The sequence below is a fragment of the Streptomyces sp. CBMA152 genome, from assembly GCF_014596475.1.
Taxonomy (GTDB): Bacteria; Actinomycetota; Actinomycetes; order Streptomycetales; family Streptomycetaceae; genus Streptomyces.
In genome coordinates, this window is record NZ_MECJ01000005.1 from 83755 (window position 1) to 101280 (window position 17526).

The window sequence follows — 17526 nt, forward strand, 5'->3', positions numbered from 1 at the left end:
GGTTGCCGCGTCAACTGCCGCTCCCTAGCGTGGATTTACCGGCACGACCGCGTACAGCCACGCGCTGACCCGCCGTTCAGGGTCCGGCTCGACGTCGTGATTTCCGGCTCCGATCGGAATCTCTCCGGTTCCCTTGAAACGCGCCGAATCGGCCCGAGAGGTATTCCAGATGACGTCAGCCAGCCCGGCCGCGGTCACCATGCTCGTGCCGGACTTCCCTTTCTCCTACGACGGCTGGCTGCATCATCCGGCCGGCCTGGGCACACTCCCGCCGGAACGCGCCGGGACACCGGTGGCCGTGGTCGGCGGCGGAATGGCGGGAATGACCGCCGCCTATGAACTGATGCGGCTGGGACTGCGCCCGGTCGTGTACGAGGCGGAGCAACTGGGCGGCCGGATGCGGTCGGTGCCCTTCGCCGGGCAGCCCGACCGCGTGGCGGAGATGGGGGCGATGCGTTTCCCCCTCTCCGCCCGCTCGCTCTTCCACTACGTCGACCTGCTGGGGCTGCGCACCAGCCCCTTCCCCAACCCGCTGGCGGCGAGCACCCCGAGCACCCTCATCGACCTGGAGGGCGAACGGCACCGGGTCAGCGTCGCGGACATGCTGCCGGACGTCTACCAGGAGGTGGCCACCGCCTGGGAGAAGGCCCTGCACGAGCGGGCGGAGCTCGTCACCGTGCGGGACGCCATCGCGCGGCGGGACGTCGAGACGCTGAAGCAGGTCTGGAACCGGCTGGTCAGGGAGTTCGACGACGAGTCCTTCTACGGGTTCCTGGCCACCAGCCCGTCCTTCCGGTCCTTCCGGCACCGCGAGATCTTCGGACAGGTGGGGTTCGGCACCGGCGGCTGGGACACCGACTTCCCCAACTCGGTGCTGGAGATCCTGCGGGTGATCTACACCGACGCCGACGACCACCAGGTCAGCATCGCCGGCGGCTCCCAGCAGGTGCCGCGCGGGCTGTGGGAGCACGCCCCGGCGGACTGTGCGCACTGGCCTGCGGGCACCTCCCTGGCCTCCCTGCACGGCGGCACGGCCCGGCCGGGAGTGCGGGAAGTGGCCCGTGACGGCGACGGTTTCACGGTCACCGACGTACGGGGCCGGCGGGAGCGGTACGCCGCGGTCGTCTACACCCCGCATGTGTGGACGCTGCTCAACCGGGTGCGCACCGACCCGGCACTGCTGAGCGCACCGCTGTGGACGGCGGTCGAGCGCACCCACTACATGGGTGCCTCCAAGCTGTTCGTCCTGACGGACCGGCCGTTCTGGCACGACACGGACCCCCGCACGGGCGCACCGGTGATGAGCATGACCCTCACCGACCGGATGCCCCGCGGGGTCTACCTCTTCGACGAGGGGCCGGACGGGCCGGGCGTGATGTGCCTGTCGTACACGTGGAACGACGATTCGCTGAAGATGGCGACGCTCAGCGCGGCGGAGCGCCTGGACGTGCTCCTGGAGAAGCTCGGCGCGATCTATCCCGGCGTCGACATCCGCGCCCACGTCATCGGTGATCCGGTCGCCATCACCTGGGAGAGCGAGCCGCACTTCATGGGCGCGTTCAAGTCCAACCTGCCCGGTCACTACCGGTACCAGCGGCGGCTGTTCACCCAGTTCATGCAGGGCGGGCTGCCCGCGGAGCAGCGCGGTTTCTTCCTCTGCGGCGACGACGTCTCCTGGACGGCCGGCTTCGCGGAGGGCGCGGTCACCACGGCGCTCAACGCGGTGTGGGGCGTACTGGACCACCTGGGCGGTGCCACGCATCCGGACAACCCCGGGCCCGGTGACCTCTTCGACACCCTGGCTCCGGTCGAACTCCCCTACGACGACTGAGCGGAACACGGTCACCGTGCCCGTCCGGGTGCGGTGACATGACGACGGCGGCGCCCCCCACCTCCGGGTGGGGGGCGCCGCCGTCGTACCACCCCTACTCGGCGGCCATCTTCGTCAGCTGCTTCTTGTCCGGCTTGCCGTTGCGGTTGAGCGGGAACTGCTCCAGCACGACGACCCTGTTGGGCTGCTCGTAGGTGGGCAGCAGGGCGCACAGCCGCTCCCGCCAGTAGGCGGCGTCGCGCTGCTGGTCGTCCTCGACGAAGAAGACCAGCTGGGAGCCGCGCCGCTCGTCGGGCAGCGGCACGATCCGGGTGGGGCAGCCTTCGGCGGCCACCTTCCGCTCGATCAGCTCGGGGTAGAGCGTGTAACCCATGCGGTGCACGGCGAACTTGCGGCCCAGGACGAAGAGGTTGCCCTGCGCGTCGAGGTATCCGAGGTCGCCGGTGGTCTGCCAGCCCGTGGCGGCGCGCACGACGGTGCCGTCGTCGGCGATCTGCCCTTCGAGCGCGTCGGGAGTGTCGACCTCGATCTCGCCCGCCCGGCCCGCGGGCACCAGGTTGCCGTCCTCGTCGACGATCCGCAGCGAGATCCCCTCCATGGGGCGGCCGCAGGAGACGGGATTCTCCAGCGTGGCGAAGGCGATGTTGCCCAGCTCGGTGGAGCCGTAGCTGTCGAGGAGCGGCAGGCCGAACTCCTCGACGTAGCTCTCCACCAGCGGCGCGTCGAGCGGGGCCGCGCCGACGCAGAACATCCGCACACCTGTCAGATGGGCGCGCAGCGCGGGCTTGCGGGTGGCCAGGCCCAGGATGGAGCGGTAGCTGGAGGGCGTGGCGTCGATGACCGTGACCCCGCAGTCGCGGGCCATCCGCAGGGCGCGGTCGAGTCGGCGGTAGGGGGCTATCACCAGTGAGCAGCGCGTCAGGTAGGCGATGAGCACCATCGACAGGCCGTACTGGTGGGCGAAGGGCAGCAGCGGCATCAGGACGTCGTCGGCGCGATGGCCGACCTGGTCCGCGTTGCGCTGCAGGTTGCGCAGGAACTTGCCGCCGGACTTCACCACGCCCTTGGGGGAGCCGGTCGAGCCCGAGGTCCACATGATCAGGCCGTCGGGCAGCTCGCCCCAGGCGTCGAACGACAGGACGCTGTCGAGGGGGTCACGGCCGTCGGTCGCGACCATCAGCTCGTACAGGTGGATGGGATCGGCTTCGTCGTCGATGGGCGTCTCGTCGTCGACGTAGGTGGCCTTGACGCCGGTGCGCAGGGCGATGCGCCGGGTCTCCTCGACGTGCTCCTGCTGGTCGACGAGGACGATCGAGGCGCCGACGTGCATCAGCGCGTACAGCACACAGACATAGGCGGCCGAGTTGCCGGCCTTCAGCATGACCCGGTCGCCGAGCCCGATACCGCCTTCGCGGATCACGTCGGCGACCCGGAGGGCGTCCTGTTCGAATTGGTCGACGGGCCGCACCGAGTCGGCTGCAAAGATCTTCGCGGTCATCGGTCGCACTCAGTCCTTAGCTTCACACGATGGGAGGTTCGGTCGGGTCCCGCCCGCGGTCAGTCGGGGGCGGGTTCCTGGTACGAGATCAGCTGGTCGTGCACGAGGTTGACGACCTCGCGACGGTGGGAGTCGAGGTAGCCCCGGGTGCCGGGGAAGACCTCCAGGTCGAAGCGGCCGGCCGTGCACCGCCGCCAGGTGCGTACGCCCGTCAGCGGTGCGGCCGGGTCGTGGTCGCCGGTGAGCGCGACCACGCGGCAGTTGAGCGCGGGCGGCCCGAGGCTGCCCCCGTGGCCCGGTCCCGTCCGGCCGGAGACGAATAACGTCAGCGGTCCCGCGTCGGTCTCCCGCTCCAGGCGCTGGGCGACCCGGAAGGCCAGTTCGGCGCCGAGGCGGTGGCCGAAGAGGGCGAGCGGGCGGTCCGTCCAGTCCCGGACCGCCTCGAAGATCTTGTCGACGAGTGCGGCCCCGGCCTCGCCCCCGGCCTCCTCCTCGGCGGTCAGGGCGGGGTACTGCACGGTGAGCAGTTCCACGGTGGGCAGCAGCAGTTCGGACATGGCGAGGTAGTAGTCCGCGGAGTTCCGCGAGCCCGGGAAGCAGATCATGCGGTAGCTGCTGGTGACCGCCGGCTGCCGGATCTGGATCAGGCTGACGTCGGCGGGGGTGGTCTCCCTGGTGGAGCACTCGGTGCGCCCATAGGTCATGCGCTCGGCAGCCCGGCTTCGGGCGTCGCCCAGAAGGGCCGGTTCTCCCGGTACCAGGCGACCGTTCGCGCCAGTCCCTCGGTGAAGTCGTGGACCGGGGTGTAGCCGAGCTCGGTACGGATCTTCGTCCAGTCCACGGAGTAGCGCCGGTCGTGGCCCTTGCGGTCGGTGACGTGCTCGACCCGGTCCCAGCCCGCGCCGCAGGCCTCCAGCAGCAGCCCGGTGAGTTCCTTGTTGCTCAGCTCGGTGCCGCCGCCGATGTTGTACGTCTCACCGGCGCGGCCCCCGGTCAGGACGGCCAGCAGCCCGCGGCAGTGGTCGTCGACGTGCAGCCAGTCGCGGACGTTGCCGCCGTCGCCGTAGAGCGGGACCGTACCGCCGGTCAGCAGGCGGGTGACGAAGAGCGGGATCACCTTCTCCGGGTACTGGTGGGGGCCGTAGTTGTTGGAGCAGCGGGTCACCCGTACGTCGAGGCCGTGGGTGCGGTGGTAGGACAGCGCGAGCAGGTCGCTGGACGCCTTGGACGCGGAGTAGGGCGAGTTGGGGGCGAGGATGTCGCTCTCCACCGATGAGCCCACCGGCACCGAGCCGTACACCTCATCGGTCGACACGTGCACGAAGGGGCCGGTGCCGTGCCGCAGCGCGGCCTCCAGGAGCGTGTGGGTGCCGAGCACGTTGGTGCGCACGAAGGCGTCGGCCTGCTCGATGGAGCGGTCGACGTGCGACTCCGCCGCCAGGTGCACCACGGCGTCGTGGGCTGCCATCAGCCGGTCGACCAGCGGCGCGTCGGTGATGTCGCCGTGGACGAAGGAGAAGCCGGGCTCGTTCTCGACGGGGGCGAGGTTGGCCCGGTTGCCCGCGTAGGTGAGCTTGTCCAGGACGGTGACGCGTATGTCGTCACCCAGCGGTTTGCCGGGCCCCAGGATCGAGCGTACGAGGTGGGAGCCTATGAAGCCGGCCGCTCCCGTGATCAGGATGTTCATGAACGGATCTGCACCTTGCTGTGGTCGCCGAGGATCAGGCGGTGGGCCTGGGGGGTGCGGGGGGCGGGGGTGACCTCCACCTGCCTGCCGATCAGCGAGGCCTCGATGCGGCCCACGCCGTCGATGGCCGCGCCGGCCAGCACGATGGAGTACTCGATCTCGCTGTCGACGACCCGGCAGTTCTCCGCCACGGAGGTGAACGGCCCGATGTAGGAGCCCTCCACATGAGTGCCGCGGCCGATCATCACGGGCCCCACGATCCGTGAGGCGGTGACCACCGCCCCCTCCTCGACGACCACCCGGCCGACCAGTTCGCTCTCCTCGTCGACGGTGCCCGCGCAGTAGGGCGTGATGCCGTCGAGGACGGAGCGGTTGGCCTCCAGCATGTCGATGGCGTTGCCGGTGTCCTTCCAGAAGCCGTTGACGGTGGAGGAGGTGACGTCCAGGCCCTGTTCGAGCAGCCACTGGAGGGCGTCGGTGATCTCCAGCTCGCCGCGGGCGGAGGGCTTGATGGCGTCCACGGCGGCGTGCACGGCGGCGGTGAAGAAGTAGACGCCGACCAGGGCGAGATCGCTCTTGGGGAACTCCGGCTTCTCCTCCAGGGCGACGACCCGGCCCGTCGCGTCCAGGGAGACGACGCCGAAGGAGGAGGGGTTGGGCACCTGGGTGAGCATGATCTGAGCGGCCGGGCGGCGGGTGCGGAACTCCTCCAGCTGCGCGCTGATCCCGCCGAACAGGAAGTTGTCGCCCAGGTACATGACGAAGTCGTCGTCGCCCAGCCAGTCCCGCGCGATGCGTACGGCGTGGGCCAGGCCGAGCGGCTGGTGCTGCGGGATGTACATGACGCTGATGCCGAAGCGGGAGCCGTCACCGACGGCGGCCCGGATCTCCTCGGCCGTGTCGCCCACGATGATGCCGACATCGGTGACGCCCGCGTCGGCGATGCCCTCCAGGACGTAGTAGAGGATGGGCTTGTTGGCCACGGGCACGAGCTGTTTGGCCGACGTGTGGGTCAGGGGGCGCAGGCGGGTGCCGGATCCCCCCGCCAGGACGAGCGCCTTCACGGGGTCTCCTCGCTTGGTGGGGTGGCGAGCGAGGACACGTGCCGTACGCAGTCCTCGTAAGCGGGCAGCAGGCCCGCGGCCTCGGCCGCCGCAAGGGTGGGGGCCGCCGCGTCCTTGGCGGACAGCAGCGGTGCGACGCCGGGGAGCCAGGCGATGCCCAGGTCGGGGTCGAGCGGGTCGATACCGTGCTCACGGCCCGGGTCGTAGCCGGACGTCGTCAGATAGATGACGGCGGCATCGTCGGTGACCGCCTGGAAGGCGTGCCCCAGGCCCTCGGAGAGGAACACCGCCCGGTGGTCGCGGTCGTCGAGTTCGACGGCCTCCCACGCACGGTAGGTGGGCGAGCCGGTGCGCAGGTCCACGATCACATCGCGCACGGCGCCGCGTACACAGGTGACGTATTTGGCCTGGCCGGGCGGCACGTCGGCGAAGTGCACGCCGCGTATGACGCCGCGTCGGGACACGGAGTGGTTGACCTGGGCCAGTTCGAGACGGCGACCGGTGTCGAGCTGGAAGTCCGCGTTCCGGAACGTCTCCAGGAACGTGCCCCGCTCGTCGGTGTGGAGGGTCGGCTCGTACAGCCAGGCCCCCTCTATCGACAGGGGTTTCACCCTTGAGCAGCCTTTCGGTCGGCGGAATCCGCGGTGGGGGGAGGGTGGGCTGCCGCGAGGGCTTCGGTGAGGGCGGCCTGCCAGTGACGCATCGGCCCCAGCCCGGCGGCGGCCCACCGTTCGTGGCCGAGCACGCTCCACGCGGGGCGGACAGCGGCCCGGTTCAGCCGGGAGCTGTCGATGGCGCGCACCCGCTCGGGGTCGTGACCGGTCAGCCGGAACACCTCACGGGCCAGGGCGTGCCAGGTGGTGCGGCCCGCCCCCGTCGCGTGGAAGACGCCGTGGGCGCGGTCGGCGGGCAGGGCGCCCAGCGCGATCAGCCGGGCGGCGACATCGGGTGCCCAACTGGGCTGCCCGTGCTGGTCGTCGACCACCTCCACGGTCCGCTCCGCCTCCCGGGCGAGGCGGGCCATGGTGTGCACGAAGCCACCGCTGTCGCGTCCGTAGAGCCAGGACGTGCGCACCACCGCCGCGCGGCCGGGGAGTCCGGCCAGGACGGCGCGCTCGCCAGCGAGTTTGGTGCGCCCGTACGCGGTGCGCGGGTCGGTCGGGAAGTCCTCGGGGTAGGCGCGGCCGGCGTCGGCCGGGGCGCCGGCGAAGACGTAGTCGGTGGAGACGTGCAGGAGTCTGCTGCCGACGGCGGCGCAGGCGCGGGCGAGGTGGCCCGGCCCCCTGCCGTTGACCTCCAGGGCCGCCTCCTCCTCGCTCTCGGCGAGGTCGACGGCGGTCCAGGCGGCGCAGTTGACGACGATGTCGGGGCGGCAGTCGGCCACGGCCGAGGCGACCGCCGCGGGGTCGGTGAGGTCGGCCTCCGCCCGGCCGGCCCGTACGGGATCCGCGCCGTGGGCCGCGAGTTGAGCGGCCACCTCGCCGCCGAGCATGCCGGTCGCGCCGATCACCATCCACCGCAGGGAACCGGGATCCACCGGAAAGTCCGCTGGCGCAGGATACGCCGACGCCTTGTTTTGCGAATAGCAATTCGGCGCAATCACGCGCCGATGCTATGGGCATTCTCGGCGGAACCGCAACTCCCTTCGCCGAAAAGGTTTTCCCTGATGATGCAGGCGTCCCCGCGCGACCTTCGCCACTCTCCGCGCACCCCCTAATCCCCCCTAAGATTCCCTCATTCCCCCTAGGCGGCCGCAGAGTTGGACCACTGCCCGGCCCCGCATGTTAGAAAGGCTCTGCACCATTTCTGTGTCCCATTCAGTCGGCGCTCGACGCGCGGCCGGTCACGCGACTTCCTGTGCGAATCCCGGGCCGCCGTTGCCGCGTCCCGCTTGATTCGCAGGCGTAAATGAACCTTAAACGACCCGTGGATTCCGCCGTCGTGGTCGATGGACTGGTCAAGAAATACCCGGGACGTGATCACCCCGCGGTGGACGGCCTGAGTTTCTCGGTCCGCCGGGGCGAGGTCTTCGGATTCCTCGGTCCGAACGGTGCGGGCAAGACCACGACCATAGGCATCCTCACCACCCGGGTGGCCCCCACGGCGGGGCGCGCCTTCGTCCAGGGCGTCGACGTCGTGGCCCATCCGGCGCAGGCGCGCCGCGCGTTCGCCGTCGTACCCCAGCGCAACAACCTCGACCGGTCGCTGACGCTGCGGCAGAACCTCCTCTTCCACGCCGGGTACCACGGCATGGGCCGGGCCGAGCGCGGCCGGCTCGCCGACGAGTGCCTGGAGTGGGTGGGGCTCGCCGACCGGGGCAAGTCCCGCGGCGACGAGCTCTCAGGCGGACAGGCCCAGCGGGTGATGATCGCCCGGGCGCTGATGCACCGCCCCGAGGTGCTCTTCCTCGACGAGCCGGCCACCGGACTCGACCCGCAGGCACGGCTCTTCATCCACGAGCGGGTCGCCGAGCTGAGCGCGCGCGGCGTGACCACGGTCCTGACCACGCACGACATGGACGAGGCCGCCAAGCTCTGCGACCGCGTGGGCATCGTCGACCACGGCCGGCTGCTCGCCCTCGACACACCGCAGGCGCTGATGGAGAGCCTGAGCAGCACCGCCCTCACGCTCACCGTGCAGCCCGCGGAGCTGGACCCCGAAGGCGTCGTGCGGCTCCTGGAGAAGATCGAGGCCGTCGAGCGCGTCGAGCGGGTGCTCCTGGAGGAGGGCGGCGCGGCGGACGGCTCCCCCACCGCCGTCCGGCTGCGCCTCTACAGCGACGCGCCGTCCGGCGCGGTACTGCCCCTCGCCATCACGGCCCTGACGGAAGCGAGTTGTGACATCAAGGACATGAGCGTCGGCACCGCGTCCCTGGAGGACGTCTTCATCGAACTCACCGGCCGGGAGCTGCGATGACGGCCACCGCCCTGCCCGCCGAGGTCGCCGACTTCCCCGCGGAGCTGCGCCCCGCGCGCTCCGACGTGCGCACGGTGACCCGTACGTTCTTCTTCATCCTGTGGCGGGACATCTTCGTCACCGGCCGCGAACTGGGCCCCTTCCTCGCCCAGGTGCTCGTGGAGCCGTTCTTCATCCTCTTCGTCTTCGGCAAGGTCCTGGGGGAACTCGGCTACACCAGCGGCGGGTTCCAGCAGGTGCTGCTGCCCGGCGTGGTCGCGCTCAACAGCTTCCTGGTCAGCCTGCAGAACACCGCGCTGCCACTGGTGATCGACTTCTCGTGGACCAAGGAGATCGAGGACCGGCTGCTCGCTCCGATCCCGACCAGCCTGGTCGCCATCGAGAAGCTGGTCTTCGGCGCGCTGCGCGGGCTCATCGCCTCGCTGGTGATGATCCCGGTCGGCTTCCTGATCCTGGACCACGCCTCCTGGCCGATGGACAGCTTCGCGGCCACGCTGGGCGTGCTGGTGATGGGCGCTCTCGCGGGCAGCACGGTGGGGCTGACGATCGGCACCCTGGCACCGCCCCGGCACATCAGCGTCATCTTCGCCGTGACGCTGACCCCCCTGATGTTCACCGGGTGCACCCAGTTCACCTGGCACGGCCTGTCGTCCATCCCCTGGTTCCAGGTGCTGTGCGCGATCAATCCGCTGACCTATGTCAGCGAGGGCATCCGCGACCTGATGCTGCCGCCGGGCGGCCCGTCCTCCATCCCGCTGTGGGTCGATCTGCTCGCCCTGACCGGCGCGATCGTGGTCTTCGGACTGATCGGCATCAAGGGTTTCCACCGCAGGGCGCAGGACTGACCGACCCCCCGGTTTTCTTTCCCGGCCTCGCAGGCGGCCGCGCGCACCCGCGCGTGGCCGCGTGCGAGGCCATTTCTTCATCCCGGAAGCAAAGGCATTCACGGATTATGAGCGATTCCGACCAGATTCCCGCGACCGCGTCCACGGGCGCGGACGGTACCGCCCCCGCAGGTATCGCGGCGGCAAGTGAGCCCGGTTCTTCGGCCGAGCGCACCGCGACCGCGATCGTATTTCCCGGCATGGGCCCCTCGGCTTTCGCCGAGGTCGGGAAATTCCTGCTCATGGACCCCTATGCACGGCAACGGCTCGCGGAGGCCGACGAAGCACTCGGCTATTCGGTTTTCGACCGGTTCCGCACGGCCGAGGAGGACTACTCCGTCCATTCGCAGGTCGCCTTCCTGGTGAACTCGATGGCGATGGCGGACCGCGCTCTGGACACCCTCGGCATCTCCCCCACCGTCTGCACCGGCCCCAGCTTCGGCCAGAAGGCCGCCGCCGCCTTCGTCGGCTCGCTGCCCTTCGCGGACGTCGTACGGCTCACCGTGGAGCTGGCCCGCTGCGAGGAGGAGTACTTCTCCGGCGCCTACGAGGACGTCGTCACGCACTCCTTCGTCCGCACCCCGCAGGAGCGGCTGGACGAGATCCTCGCCGGCCTGGACGACCGCGGCGCCTGGTACGACATCTCCGGCCGACTGGACGCGGGCTTCCACATGGTGTCCGTACAGGAGAAGGAACTCGATGGGCTGAAGGCGGCGATCAGCGCGGCCGGCGGCTACTCCATGTACTCGATGCGGCCCCCGGTCCACGCGGCGGCGTTCTCGGCGCTGCGCCGCAAGGCCGAGGAGGAGGTGTTCGGCGCCTACGAGCTCGCCGACCCGGCCATGCCCGTGGTCGCCGACCAGGACGGCACGGTCGTACGGGACGCCACCGGGATGCGCACGATGATGCTGGACACGTTCGACCGGCCGATCCACTGGCCGAGTGTGGTGAAGTCGCTCACGGAGCTGGGCGTGGGCACGGTGTGCGTGACCGGCCCGGACAACCTCTTCCGCCGGCTGGACCTCACCAAGGACACCTTCGAGGTCGTCGCGGTCGGGCTGCCCAAGAAGCGGGCCCGGGAGCCGCGCCCGCAGCGCGCCGGACGCGCCGCCTGACGCGCCGCCCCGACAGCGCGGGGCGTCCTGGTTCGTGAGCCGCGGACCGTCCCGCGCGACGAGGGCCGGGCCCCACCGCATCGGTGGGGCCCGGCCCTTGTGGTTTTCCGCCTCCTGCCGCCGGCCGGTCAGCGCCGGGTGGCGAGCCACTCCTCGACGGCCCCGGCGGTCGTCGGGGCGTGCTCCTCCATCATGGTGAAGTGGTTGCCGGGCACGTCCAGGGCGGTGTGCTCCAGGTCCCAGTAGGACCGCCAGTCGCCGTCCGTGGCCCGGGTCCAGTCGAAGAACTGCTCACCGGCCCGTACGAGCAGCGTCGGCGTCCTGATGGTCTCCGGCTTCCAGCCGCCGAAGAGCCGGAAGTACGCGGCCATCGCCAGCAGCCGGTTGTCGTCGACCGGCACATAGGTGTCCTGCCGCTCGTCCATCCCCTGGGAGAGACCCGGCTGGATGCCCACGATGGCGTCGTCGTCGTGCGAGTAGATGTCGATCATCACCAGGGCCTCGGGGGAGACTCCCGCGCTCTCCAGCTTCCCGGCCACCGCGTGGGCGAGCATGCCGCCCGAGGAGTGGCCAAGGAGCACGAACGGCGCGCCGCCGGTCTGCTTCAGCACCGCTTCGGCCTGCGCCTCGATCACCGCCTCCGTGGTCGAGGGGAGCTGTTCGCCCCGCAGGAAGCCGGGCGCGCCGAGCGCCCAGACGTCCCTGCGACCGCGGAAGGCGGAGGCGAAGCGCGCGTACTGGTGCGGCCCCGAGATCGACAGGATCGAGGAGAAGCAGACCAGGGCCGGACCGCCGTCCCCGCGAGCGAGCCGCACCAGGCCCGGCGCCTTGCGCAGTTCGGCGGACGAGGCGAACGACGGCCGGAACCGTGACGCCTGCATGAGCAGTTCCATGAACTCACCGGACGCGCCCTGCGCACCGGCCTCCTGGAGCATCGCCCCGAACACCCCCGCCGTCTCCTCCTCCATGCCGTCGGCCGCGTTCACGGGGGTGCTCGCGCCGCCGAGGGCACCGGCGAGTTCGACGCGCAGCTGCCGCGCGACGAGGGCCGGCGTGGGGAAGTCGAAGAGGAGGGCGGCGGACAACCGGAGGCCGGTCGCCGCGTTCAGGTGGTTGCGCAACTCGATGGCGGTCAGCGAGTCCAGGCCCAGCTCCAGGAACTCCTGGGACTCGCCCACCGCGTCCGGCGACGGGTAGGCGAGTACGGCGGCGACCTGGGTGCGCACCACATCGAGCAGGCTGTGCTCCTGTTCCTCCTCGGTCAGCCCGGACAGGCCGGCGAGAAGCCGCGCGGAGGCCGCAGCCGTGGAGCCCGCCGGCTGCTGCGCGGTGGCCCGGCGGGGGCCGCCGCGCACCAGGCCGCGGAAGACGGGCGGCAGCGCCCCGGCGTCCGCCTGGGCCCGCAGGGGGGCGGTGTCCAGCCGCATGGCGACGAGGACGGCGCCGTTGTTCTCGCCCGCCGCGTCCTCGGCCGCGGTGAGGGCGAGGGCCGTGTCGAAGAGGGCCAGGCCCTCGGTGGCGGAGAGCGGGGCGAGCCCGGCCTTCGCCATCCGCTGGACGTCGGCGTCGCCGAGCTCACCGGTCATCTCACTGCGCTGGTCCCACAGTCCCCAGGCCAGCGACACCGCGGGCAGCCCCGCCGCGCGCCGGTGCTGGGCGAGGGCGTCCAGGAACGTGTTGGCCGCCGCGTAGTTGGCCTGCCCCGGGTTGCCGAGCGTGCCGGCCGCCGAGGAGAACAGGACGAACGCCGCTAGGTCCAGTCCCCGGGTCAGCTCGTGCAGGTGCAGTGCCGCGTCCGCCTTGGGACGCAGCACCGTGTCGACGCGCTGCGGGGTCAGCGACGGTACGAGCCCGTCGTCGAGGTGGCCCGCGGTGTGCACGACGGCGGTGAGCGGGTGCGCGGCAGGGATGTTCGCCAGCAGCGCGGCCAGTGCCTCCCGGTCGGCCACGTCGCAGGCGGCGACGCTCACCTCGGCGCCCAGTTCCCGCAGTTCGGTGACGAGTGCGGCGGCGCCGGGGGCGTCGGCTCCGCGCCGGCTGGTCAGCAGCAGATGCCGCACGCCCCGCTGGGTGACGAGGTGCCGGGCGAGGAGACTGCCGAGGGCGCCCGTGCCGCCGGTGATGAGGACGGTGCCCCCAGGCGCCAGGGCCGGGGCCTGCGCCGCGGGTGCCGTCTCCGGCTCCGGCTCGTGGTCCGGCGCGGTGGCGGGGACACGGGCCAGGCGCGCGGCACGCAGGGCACCGTCGCGCACGGCGATCTGAGGTTCCCCGACCGCCATGGCGGCGGCCAGCAGCGGGGCGAGATCCGCGGCCCCGGCTTCCCCGGCGGACGCGTCGAGGTCGAGCAGCACGAACCGCCCGGGGTTCTCCGACTGCGCGGACCGCAGCAGGCCCCACACGGCCGCGTGGGCCAGGTCCGGCACGCCCTCGCCCGGGCGGGCCTCGACCGCGCCCCGAGTGACCACGGCCAGCCGGGCCCCGGTGAGGGCCTCCTCGGCCAGCCAGTTCTGCACCAGTTCCAGCACATCACGGGCCGCCCGCCGGGCGGCTTCGGCTATGTCGCCGGTGTTCTCGGTGTTCTCGCTGCCGGGGAACCCGTACGAGACCAGCACCGTGTCCGGCAGCGGCTTGCCCGCCGCCACCACGCCCGCGAGCGCGGACAGGTCCGCGTACCCGTCGACGGTGGCACCCGCGCCCCGCAGGCCGGACTCCAGGCCCAGGGTGTCGGCGCCGACCACGGCCCAATGGCCGCTCTGGGCAGCGGACTCCGCGCGGAGCGGGGTCCACTCCAGCCGGAACAGCGACTCGTGGAACACCGGCCGGTCCGAGCGCAACCGCGCCGGGTCGAGCACCCGCAACAGCAGCGACTCCACCGACACGACCGGCGCGCCCTGTTCGTCGCATGCCGTGAGGGACACCGCGCCGGAGCCGGCGGGAGCCAGCCGCACCCGCAGCGCGCCCGCGCCGGCCGAGTGCAGGCCGACCCCGCTGAAGGAGAACGGCAACCGGATCCGGCCGTCGTTCCCGCCCTGCGCCGTGTCCTCGCCCGCGAGGAAGCCGCCTGCGAGCGCGATGCCGTGCAACCCCGCGTCCAGCAGTGCCGGGTGCACGCCGAAGTGGGCGGCCTCGGTGCGCGGGCCCTCGGGCAGCACCAGCTCGGCGAAGAGTTCGTCGCCCCGCCGCCACGCCGCCCGCAGATTGCGGAACGCCGGGCCGTAGGCGAACCCGCCGGCGGCGAACCGGTCGTACAGATCGTCCGCTTCGAGCGGCTCGGCGCCCGCGGGAGGCCAGACCTCCAGGCCCGCCACGTCCGGTGCGGCCGGGCTCCCGGCCGCACCGAGCACCCCGCTCGCGTGCCGCGTCCACGCCACGTCCTGGTCCTGGCCGTCCTCGTCGCCCGGGTTCTCGGGGCGCGAGTGCACCTGGAGCGCGCGCCGGCCCGTGTCGTCCGGGGCGTCCAGCGAGACCACCAGCTGGATGCCGTCCCGCTCCGGGAGCACCAGCGGCGCTTCGAGGGTCAGCTCCTCCAACACCTCGCAGCCGACCCGCCACCCGGCCTGCAGAGCCAGCTCCACGAAGGCGGTGCCGGGCAGCAGGACCGCGCCCGCCACCGCGTGATCGGCCAGCCAGGCGTGGCTGTGGAGGGAGAGCCTGCCGGTGAACAGCAGTCCTTCGGAGTCGGGCAGTTCGACGACCGCGCCCAGCAGCGGGTGTCCGGCCGGGCCGAGCCCGGCGGAGGCGACGTCACCGGCGGGGGCCGGGGGCACGTCGATCCAGTAGCGCTCTTGCTGGAAGGCGTACGTCGGCAGGTCGACACTCTGGGCGCCGGTACCGGAGAAGTACGCCTCCCAGTCGACGGCGAAGCCACGGATGTGCGCCTGCCCGAGGGCCGCGACGGCACTCGCGGCCTCGTCACGGCCGGAACGCAGGAGCGGCACGAAGGCGGCATCGCCGCCGGTGACACAGCCCTGGGCCATGGCGGAGAGGACTCCGTCGGGGCCGAGTTCGAGGTAGGTGGTGACACCGGCCGCTTCGAGCGCGCGGATGCCGTCGAGGAAACGAACCGCCTCACGGACATGACGCACCCAGAAGTCGGGCGACGCCATCTCGTCCGAGACCAGAGCGCCGGTCAGGTTCGAGACGACCGGGATACGCGGCGACTCGTACGACAGCCCCTCGGCGACCTTGCGGAAGTCGGCGAGCATGCCGTCCATGTGCGGTGAGTGGAAGGCGTGACTAACCGTCAGCCGCTTCGACTTACGGTCCGGGAACTGCGCGACGATCTTGAGCGCGGCGTCCTCGTCACCCGCGATGACCACCGACTGAGGACCGTTGATCGCGGCGATGGACACACCGTCGGTGAGGTGCGGCAGGACCTCGTCCTCCGACGCCTGGACGGCGATCATGACACCGCCACCGGGCAACGCCTGCATCAGACGACCACGCGCCGAAACCAGCGCGCACGCGTCCTCCAGCGAGAACACCCCGGCGACATGGGCGGCCGCGATCTCACCGATGGAGTGACCCGCCAGGAAGTCGGGCTTCACACCCCACGACTCCACCAGACGGAACAACGCCACCTCAACCGCGAACAACGCAGGCTGAGTGAACTCCGTACGGTCCACCAGACCCGCATCGTCCCCGAACAGCACATCCTTCAACGGGACTTCAAGATGAGCGGCGACCGCGTCCAACGCCTCCGCGAACACGGGATACGCGTCATACAGCTCACGCCCCATCCCCAACCGCTGACTCCCCTGACCAGTAAACAGGAACGCCAGCTTCCCAGCGCTCACCTCACCCCGCGCCACACCAGAGGCCGTTCCCTCCGACTCCAACGCGGCCAGACCACGCAGCAGGTCCTCCAGGTCCCCCGCCACGACCACCGCACGGTGATCGAACGAAGCCCGCCTGGCAGCCAGCGAGAACGCCACATCCACCGGACGCACCCCAGAAGCACCCTCCACACGCGACCGCAACCGCGCCGCCTGCCCACGCAACGCATCCGCCGACTTCGCCGACAACACGAACGGCCAACAACCAACAGGCTGCTCATCACCCTCAACAGCAGCAAACTCCTCCGGAGCCTGCTCGATGATCGTGTGCGCGTTCGTACCACTGATACCGAACGACGACACACCCGCACGACGCGGACGACCCGTCTCCGGCCACGGCATGGACTCGTCGAGAAGCGAGACCGCACCCGCCGACCAGTCGACATGCGGAGTCGGCTCACCCGCATGCAACGATCGGGGAAGAACCCCGTGCCGGATCGCCTCGACCATCTTGATGATGCCCGCGACACCCGCCGCCGCCTGCGTATGACCGAAGTTCGACTTCACCGAACCCAACCACAACGGACTCTCATCCGAATGCTCCCGGCCATACGTCGCCAACAACGCCTGCGCCTCGATCGGGTCACCCAACGTCGTACCCGTACCGTGCGCCTCGACGACATCCACCTCAGCAGCCGACAGACCCGCACTGGCCAACGCCTGACGAATCACCCGCTGCTGAGACGGACCGTTCGGAGCCGTGAGGCCGTTGCTCGCACCGTCCTGGTTGATCGCCGAACCACGCACGATCGCCAGGACCGGATGGCCCTTCGCCCGCGCGTCGGAGAGCCGCTCGACGAGCAGCATGCCGACGCCCTCGCCCCACGCCGTGCCGTCGGCGTCGGCGGAGAACGGCTTGCAGCGGCCGTCCCCCGAGAGGCCGCGCTGGCGGCTGAAGGCGACGAACGTTCCCGGCGTGGCCATCACGGTGACGCCGCCGGCCAGCGCGAGATCGCACTCGCCGTTGCGCAGCGCCTGCACCGCGAGGTGCAGCGTGACGAGGGAGGACGAGCAGGCCGTGTCGACCGTGACCGCGGGCCCTTCGAGGCCGAAGGTGTACGAGACCCGGCCCGAGGCGACACTGCCCGAGCTGGAGGTGCCCATATAGCCCTCCAGCCCGTCGGGGGCGCGGTGCAGCAGAGTGCCGTAGTCGTTGTACATGACGCCTGCGAAGACGCCCGTACGGCTGCCGCGCACAGCGGCCGGGTCGATGCCCGCCCGCTCGAACGCCTCCCACGACGTCTCCAGTAGGAGACGCTGCTGCGGGTCCATGGCCAGGGCCTCGCGCGGCGAGATCCCGAAGAAGGTCGGGTCGAACCGGTTGGCCTCGTGCAGGAAGCCGCCTTCCTGCACGTAGCTCGTGCCCTGCCCGTCGGGGTCCTCGTCGAACAGCCGCCCCATGTCCCAGCCCCGGTCGGCGGGGAAGGGGGTGATGGCGTCCGTCTCCTCGGAGACCAGTCGCCACAGGTCCTCGGGCGACTCGACGCCGCCCGGGTACCGGCAGGCCATCCCGACGATCGCGATCGGCTCCCGCTCCTCCGACTCGACCTCCTGGAGACGGCGGCGCGTCTCGTGGAGATCGGCCGTCACCCGCTTCAGGAAGTACCGGAGCTTTTCCTCATTCATGCGTGCATCCCTCGTACAGAAGCCAGAAAGGCAGAGCCGTCGGCACGGCGGAGCCGAGCCGTCACGTCGG

General features: G+C 71.2%; 11 protein-coding genes. 4 read left to right on the plus strand and 7 right to left on the minus strand.

Going from position 1 to position 17526, the window contains the following annotated elements; genetic code table 11:
* Window positions 1–169: 169 nt before the first annotated feature.
* Window positions 170–1831: an NAD(P)/FAD-dependent oxidoreductase gene (locus BG418_RS05625; protein ID WP_188272576.1), complete on the plus strand. Its 1662-nt coding sequence runs from the start codon at window positions 170–172 to the stop codon at window positions 1829–1831.
* Window positions 1832–1925: 94 nt separating this feature from the next.
* Here the strand turns inward: BG418_RS05625 and BG418_RS05630 are convergent, their stop codons facing one another.
* Genes BG418_RS05630 through rfbD form a run of 6 tightly spaced genes read right to left on the minus strand, consistent with a single transcriptional unit; the run spans window position 1926 to window position 7593 of the window.
* Window positions 1926–3329 (minus strand): class I adenylate-forming enzyme family protein, encoded by a 1404-nt coding sequence (locus BG418_RS05630; protein WP_188272577.1) that lies wholly within the window; start codon window positions 3327–3329, stop codon window positions 1926–1928.
* 59 nt (window positions 3330–3388) lie between these two features.
* Complete coding sequence (locus tag BG418_RS05635; protein WP_188272578.1) at window positions 3389–4033, minus strand: thioesterase II family protein; 645 nt, start codon at window positions 4031–4033, stop codon at window positions 3389–3391.
* The gene (rfbB, locus tag BG418_RS05640) at window positions 4030–5016 is read right to left on the minus strand and encodes a dTDP-glucose 4,6-dehydratase (protein WP_188272579.1); all 987 of its coding nucleotides are present in this window, start codon (window positions 5014–5016) and stop codon (window positions 4030–4032) included. The genes BG418_RS05635 and rfbB overlap by 4 nt, the downstream gene beginning before the upstream one ends.
* The gene (locus BG418_RS05645) at window positions 5013–6080 is read right to left on the minus strand and encodes a glucose-1-phosphate thymidylyltransferase (protein ID WP_188272580.1); all 1068 of its coding nucleotides are present in this window, start codon (window positions 6078–6080) and stop codon (window positions 5013–5015) included. The genes rfbB and BG418_RS05645 overlap by 4 nt, the downstream gene beginning before the upstream one ends.
* Window positions 6077–6691 (minus strand): dTDP-4-dehydrorhamnose 3,5-epimerase family protein, encoded by a 615-nt coding sequence (locus tag BG418_RS05650; RefSeq protein ID WP_188272581.1) that lies wholly within the window; start codon window positions 6689–6691, stop codon window positions 6077–6079. Before BG418_RS05650 ends, BG418_RS05645 begins: the two co-directional genes overlap by 4 nt.
* On the minus strand, window positions 6688–7593 hold the full coding sequence (rfbD, locus tag BG418_RS05655; RefSeq protein WP_223184416.1) for a dTDP-4-dehydrorhamnose reductase: 906 nt from the start codon (window positions 7591–7593) through the stop codon (window positions 6688–6690). The genes BG418_RS05650 and rfbD overlap by 4 nt, the downstream gene beginning before the upstream one ends.
* Before the next feature lie 428 nt (window positions 7594–8021).
* Here rfbD and BG418_RS05660 point away from each other — a divergent pair, with 428 nt between their 5' ends.
* The 3 genes from BG418_RS05660 (at window position 8022) to BG418_RS05670 (ending at window position 10995) form a co-directional block, all read left to right on the plus strand.
* Window positions 8022–8996, plus strand: a complete 975-nt coding sequence (locus BG418_RS05660; protein WP_317453521.1) for an ABC transporter ATP-binding protein — start codon at window positions 8022–8024, stop codon at window positions 8994–8996.
* Window positions 8993–9841 (plus strand): ABC transporter permease, encoded by an 849-nt coding sequence (locus BG418_RS05665; protein ID WP_188272583.1) that lies wholly within the window; start codon window positions 8993–8995, stop codon window positions 9839–9841. The genes BG418_RS05660 and BG418_RS05665 overlap by 4 nt, the downstream gene beginning before the upstream one ends.
* Before the next feature lie 107 nt (window positions 9842–9948).
* Window positions 9949–10995, plus strand: a complete 1047-nt coding sequence (locus BG418_RS05670; RefSeq protein WP_317453522.1) for an ACP S-malonyltransferase — start codon at window positions 9949–9951, stop codon at window positions 10993–10995.
* A gap of 128 nt (window positions 10996–11123) precedes the next feature.
* On the opposite strand, the gene BG418_RS05675 is transcribed toward BG418_RS05670, so the two are convergent.
* Window positions 11124–17456: a type I polyketide synthase gene (locus tag BG418_RS05675; protein WP_188272584.1), complete on the minus strand. Its 6333-nt coding sequence runs from the start codon at window positions 17454–17456 to the stop codon at window positions 11124–11126.
* Window positions 17457–17526 lie beyond the last annotated feature (70 nt).

Bases quoted from the DNA above. Each gene is read 5' to 3' on its own strand.
- BG418_RS05625 (WP_188272576.1), top strand. From the start codon at position 170: ATGACGTCAGCCAGCCCGGCCGCGGTCACCATGCTCGTGCCGGACTTC.
- BG418_RS05630 (WP_188272577.1), bottom strand. From the start codon at position 3,329: ATGACCGCGAAGATCTTTGCAGCCGACTCGGTGCGGCCCGTCGACCAA.
- BG418_RS05635 (WP_188272578.1), bottom strand. From the start codon at position 4,033: ATGACCTATGGGCGCACCGAGTGCTCCACCAGGGAGACCACCCCCGCC.
- rfbB (WP_188272579.1), bottom strand. From the start codon at position 5,016: ATGAACATCCTGATCACGGGAGCGGCCGGCTTCATAGGCTCCCACCTC.
- rfbD (WP_223184416.1), bottom strand. From the start codon at position 7,593: ATGGTGATCGGCGCGACCGGCATGCTCGGCGGCGAGGTGGCCGCTCAA.
- BG418_RS05665 (WP_188272583.1), top strand. From the start codon at position 8,993: ATGACGGCCACCGCCCTGCCCGCCGAGGTCGCCGACTTCCCCGCGGAG.
- BG418_RS05670 (WP_317453522.1), top strand. From the start codon at position 9,949: ATGAGCGATTCCGACCAGATTCCCGCGACCGCGTCCACGGGCGCGGAC.
- BG418_RS05675 (WP_188272584.1), bottom strand. From the start codon at position 17,456: ATGAATGAGGAAAAGCTCCGGTACTTCCTGAAGCGGGTGACGGCCGAT.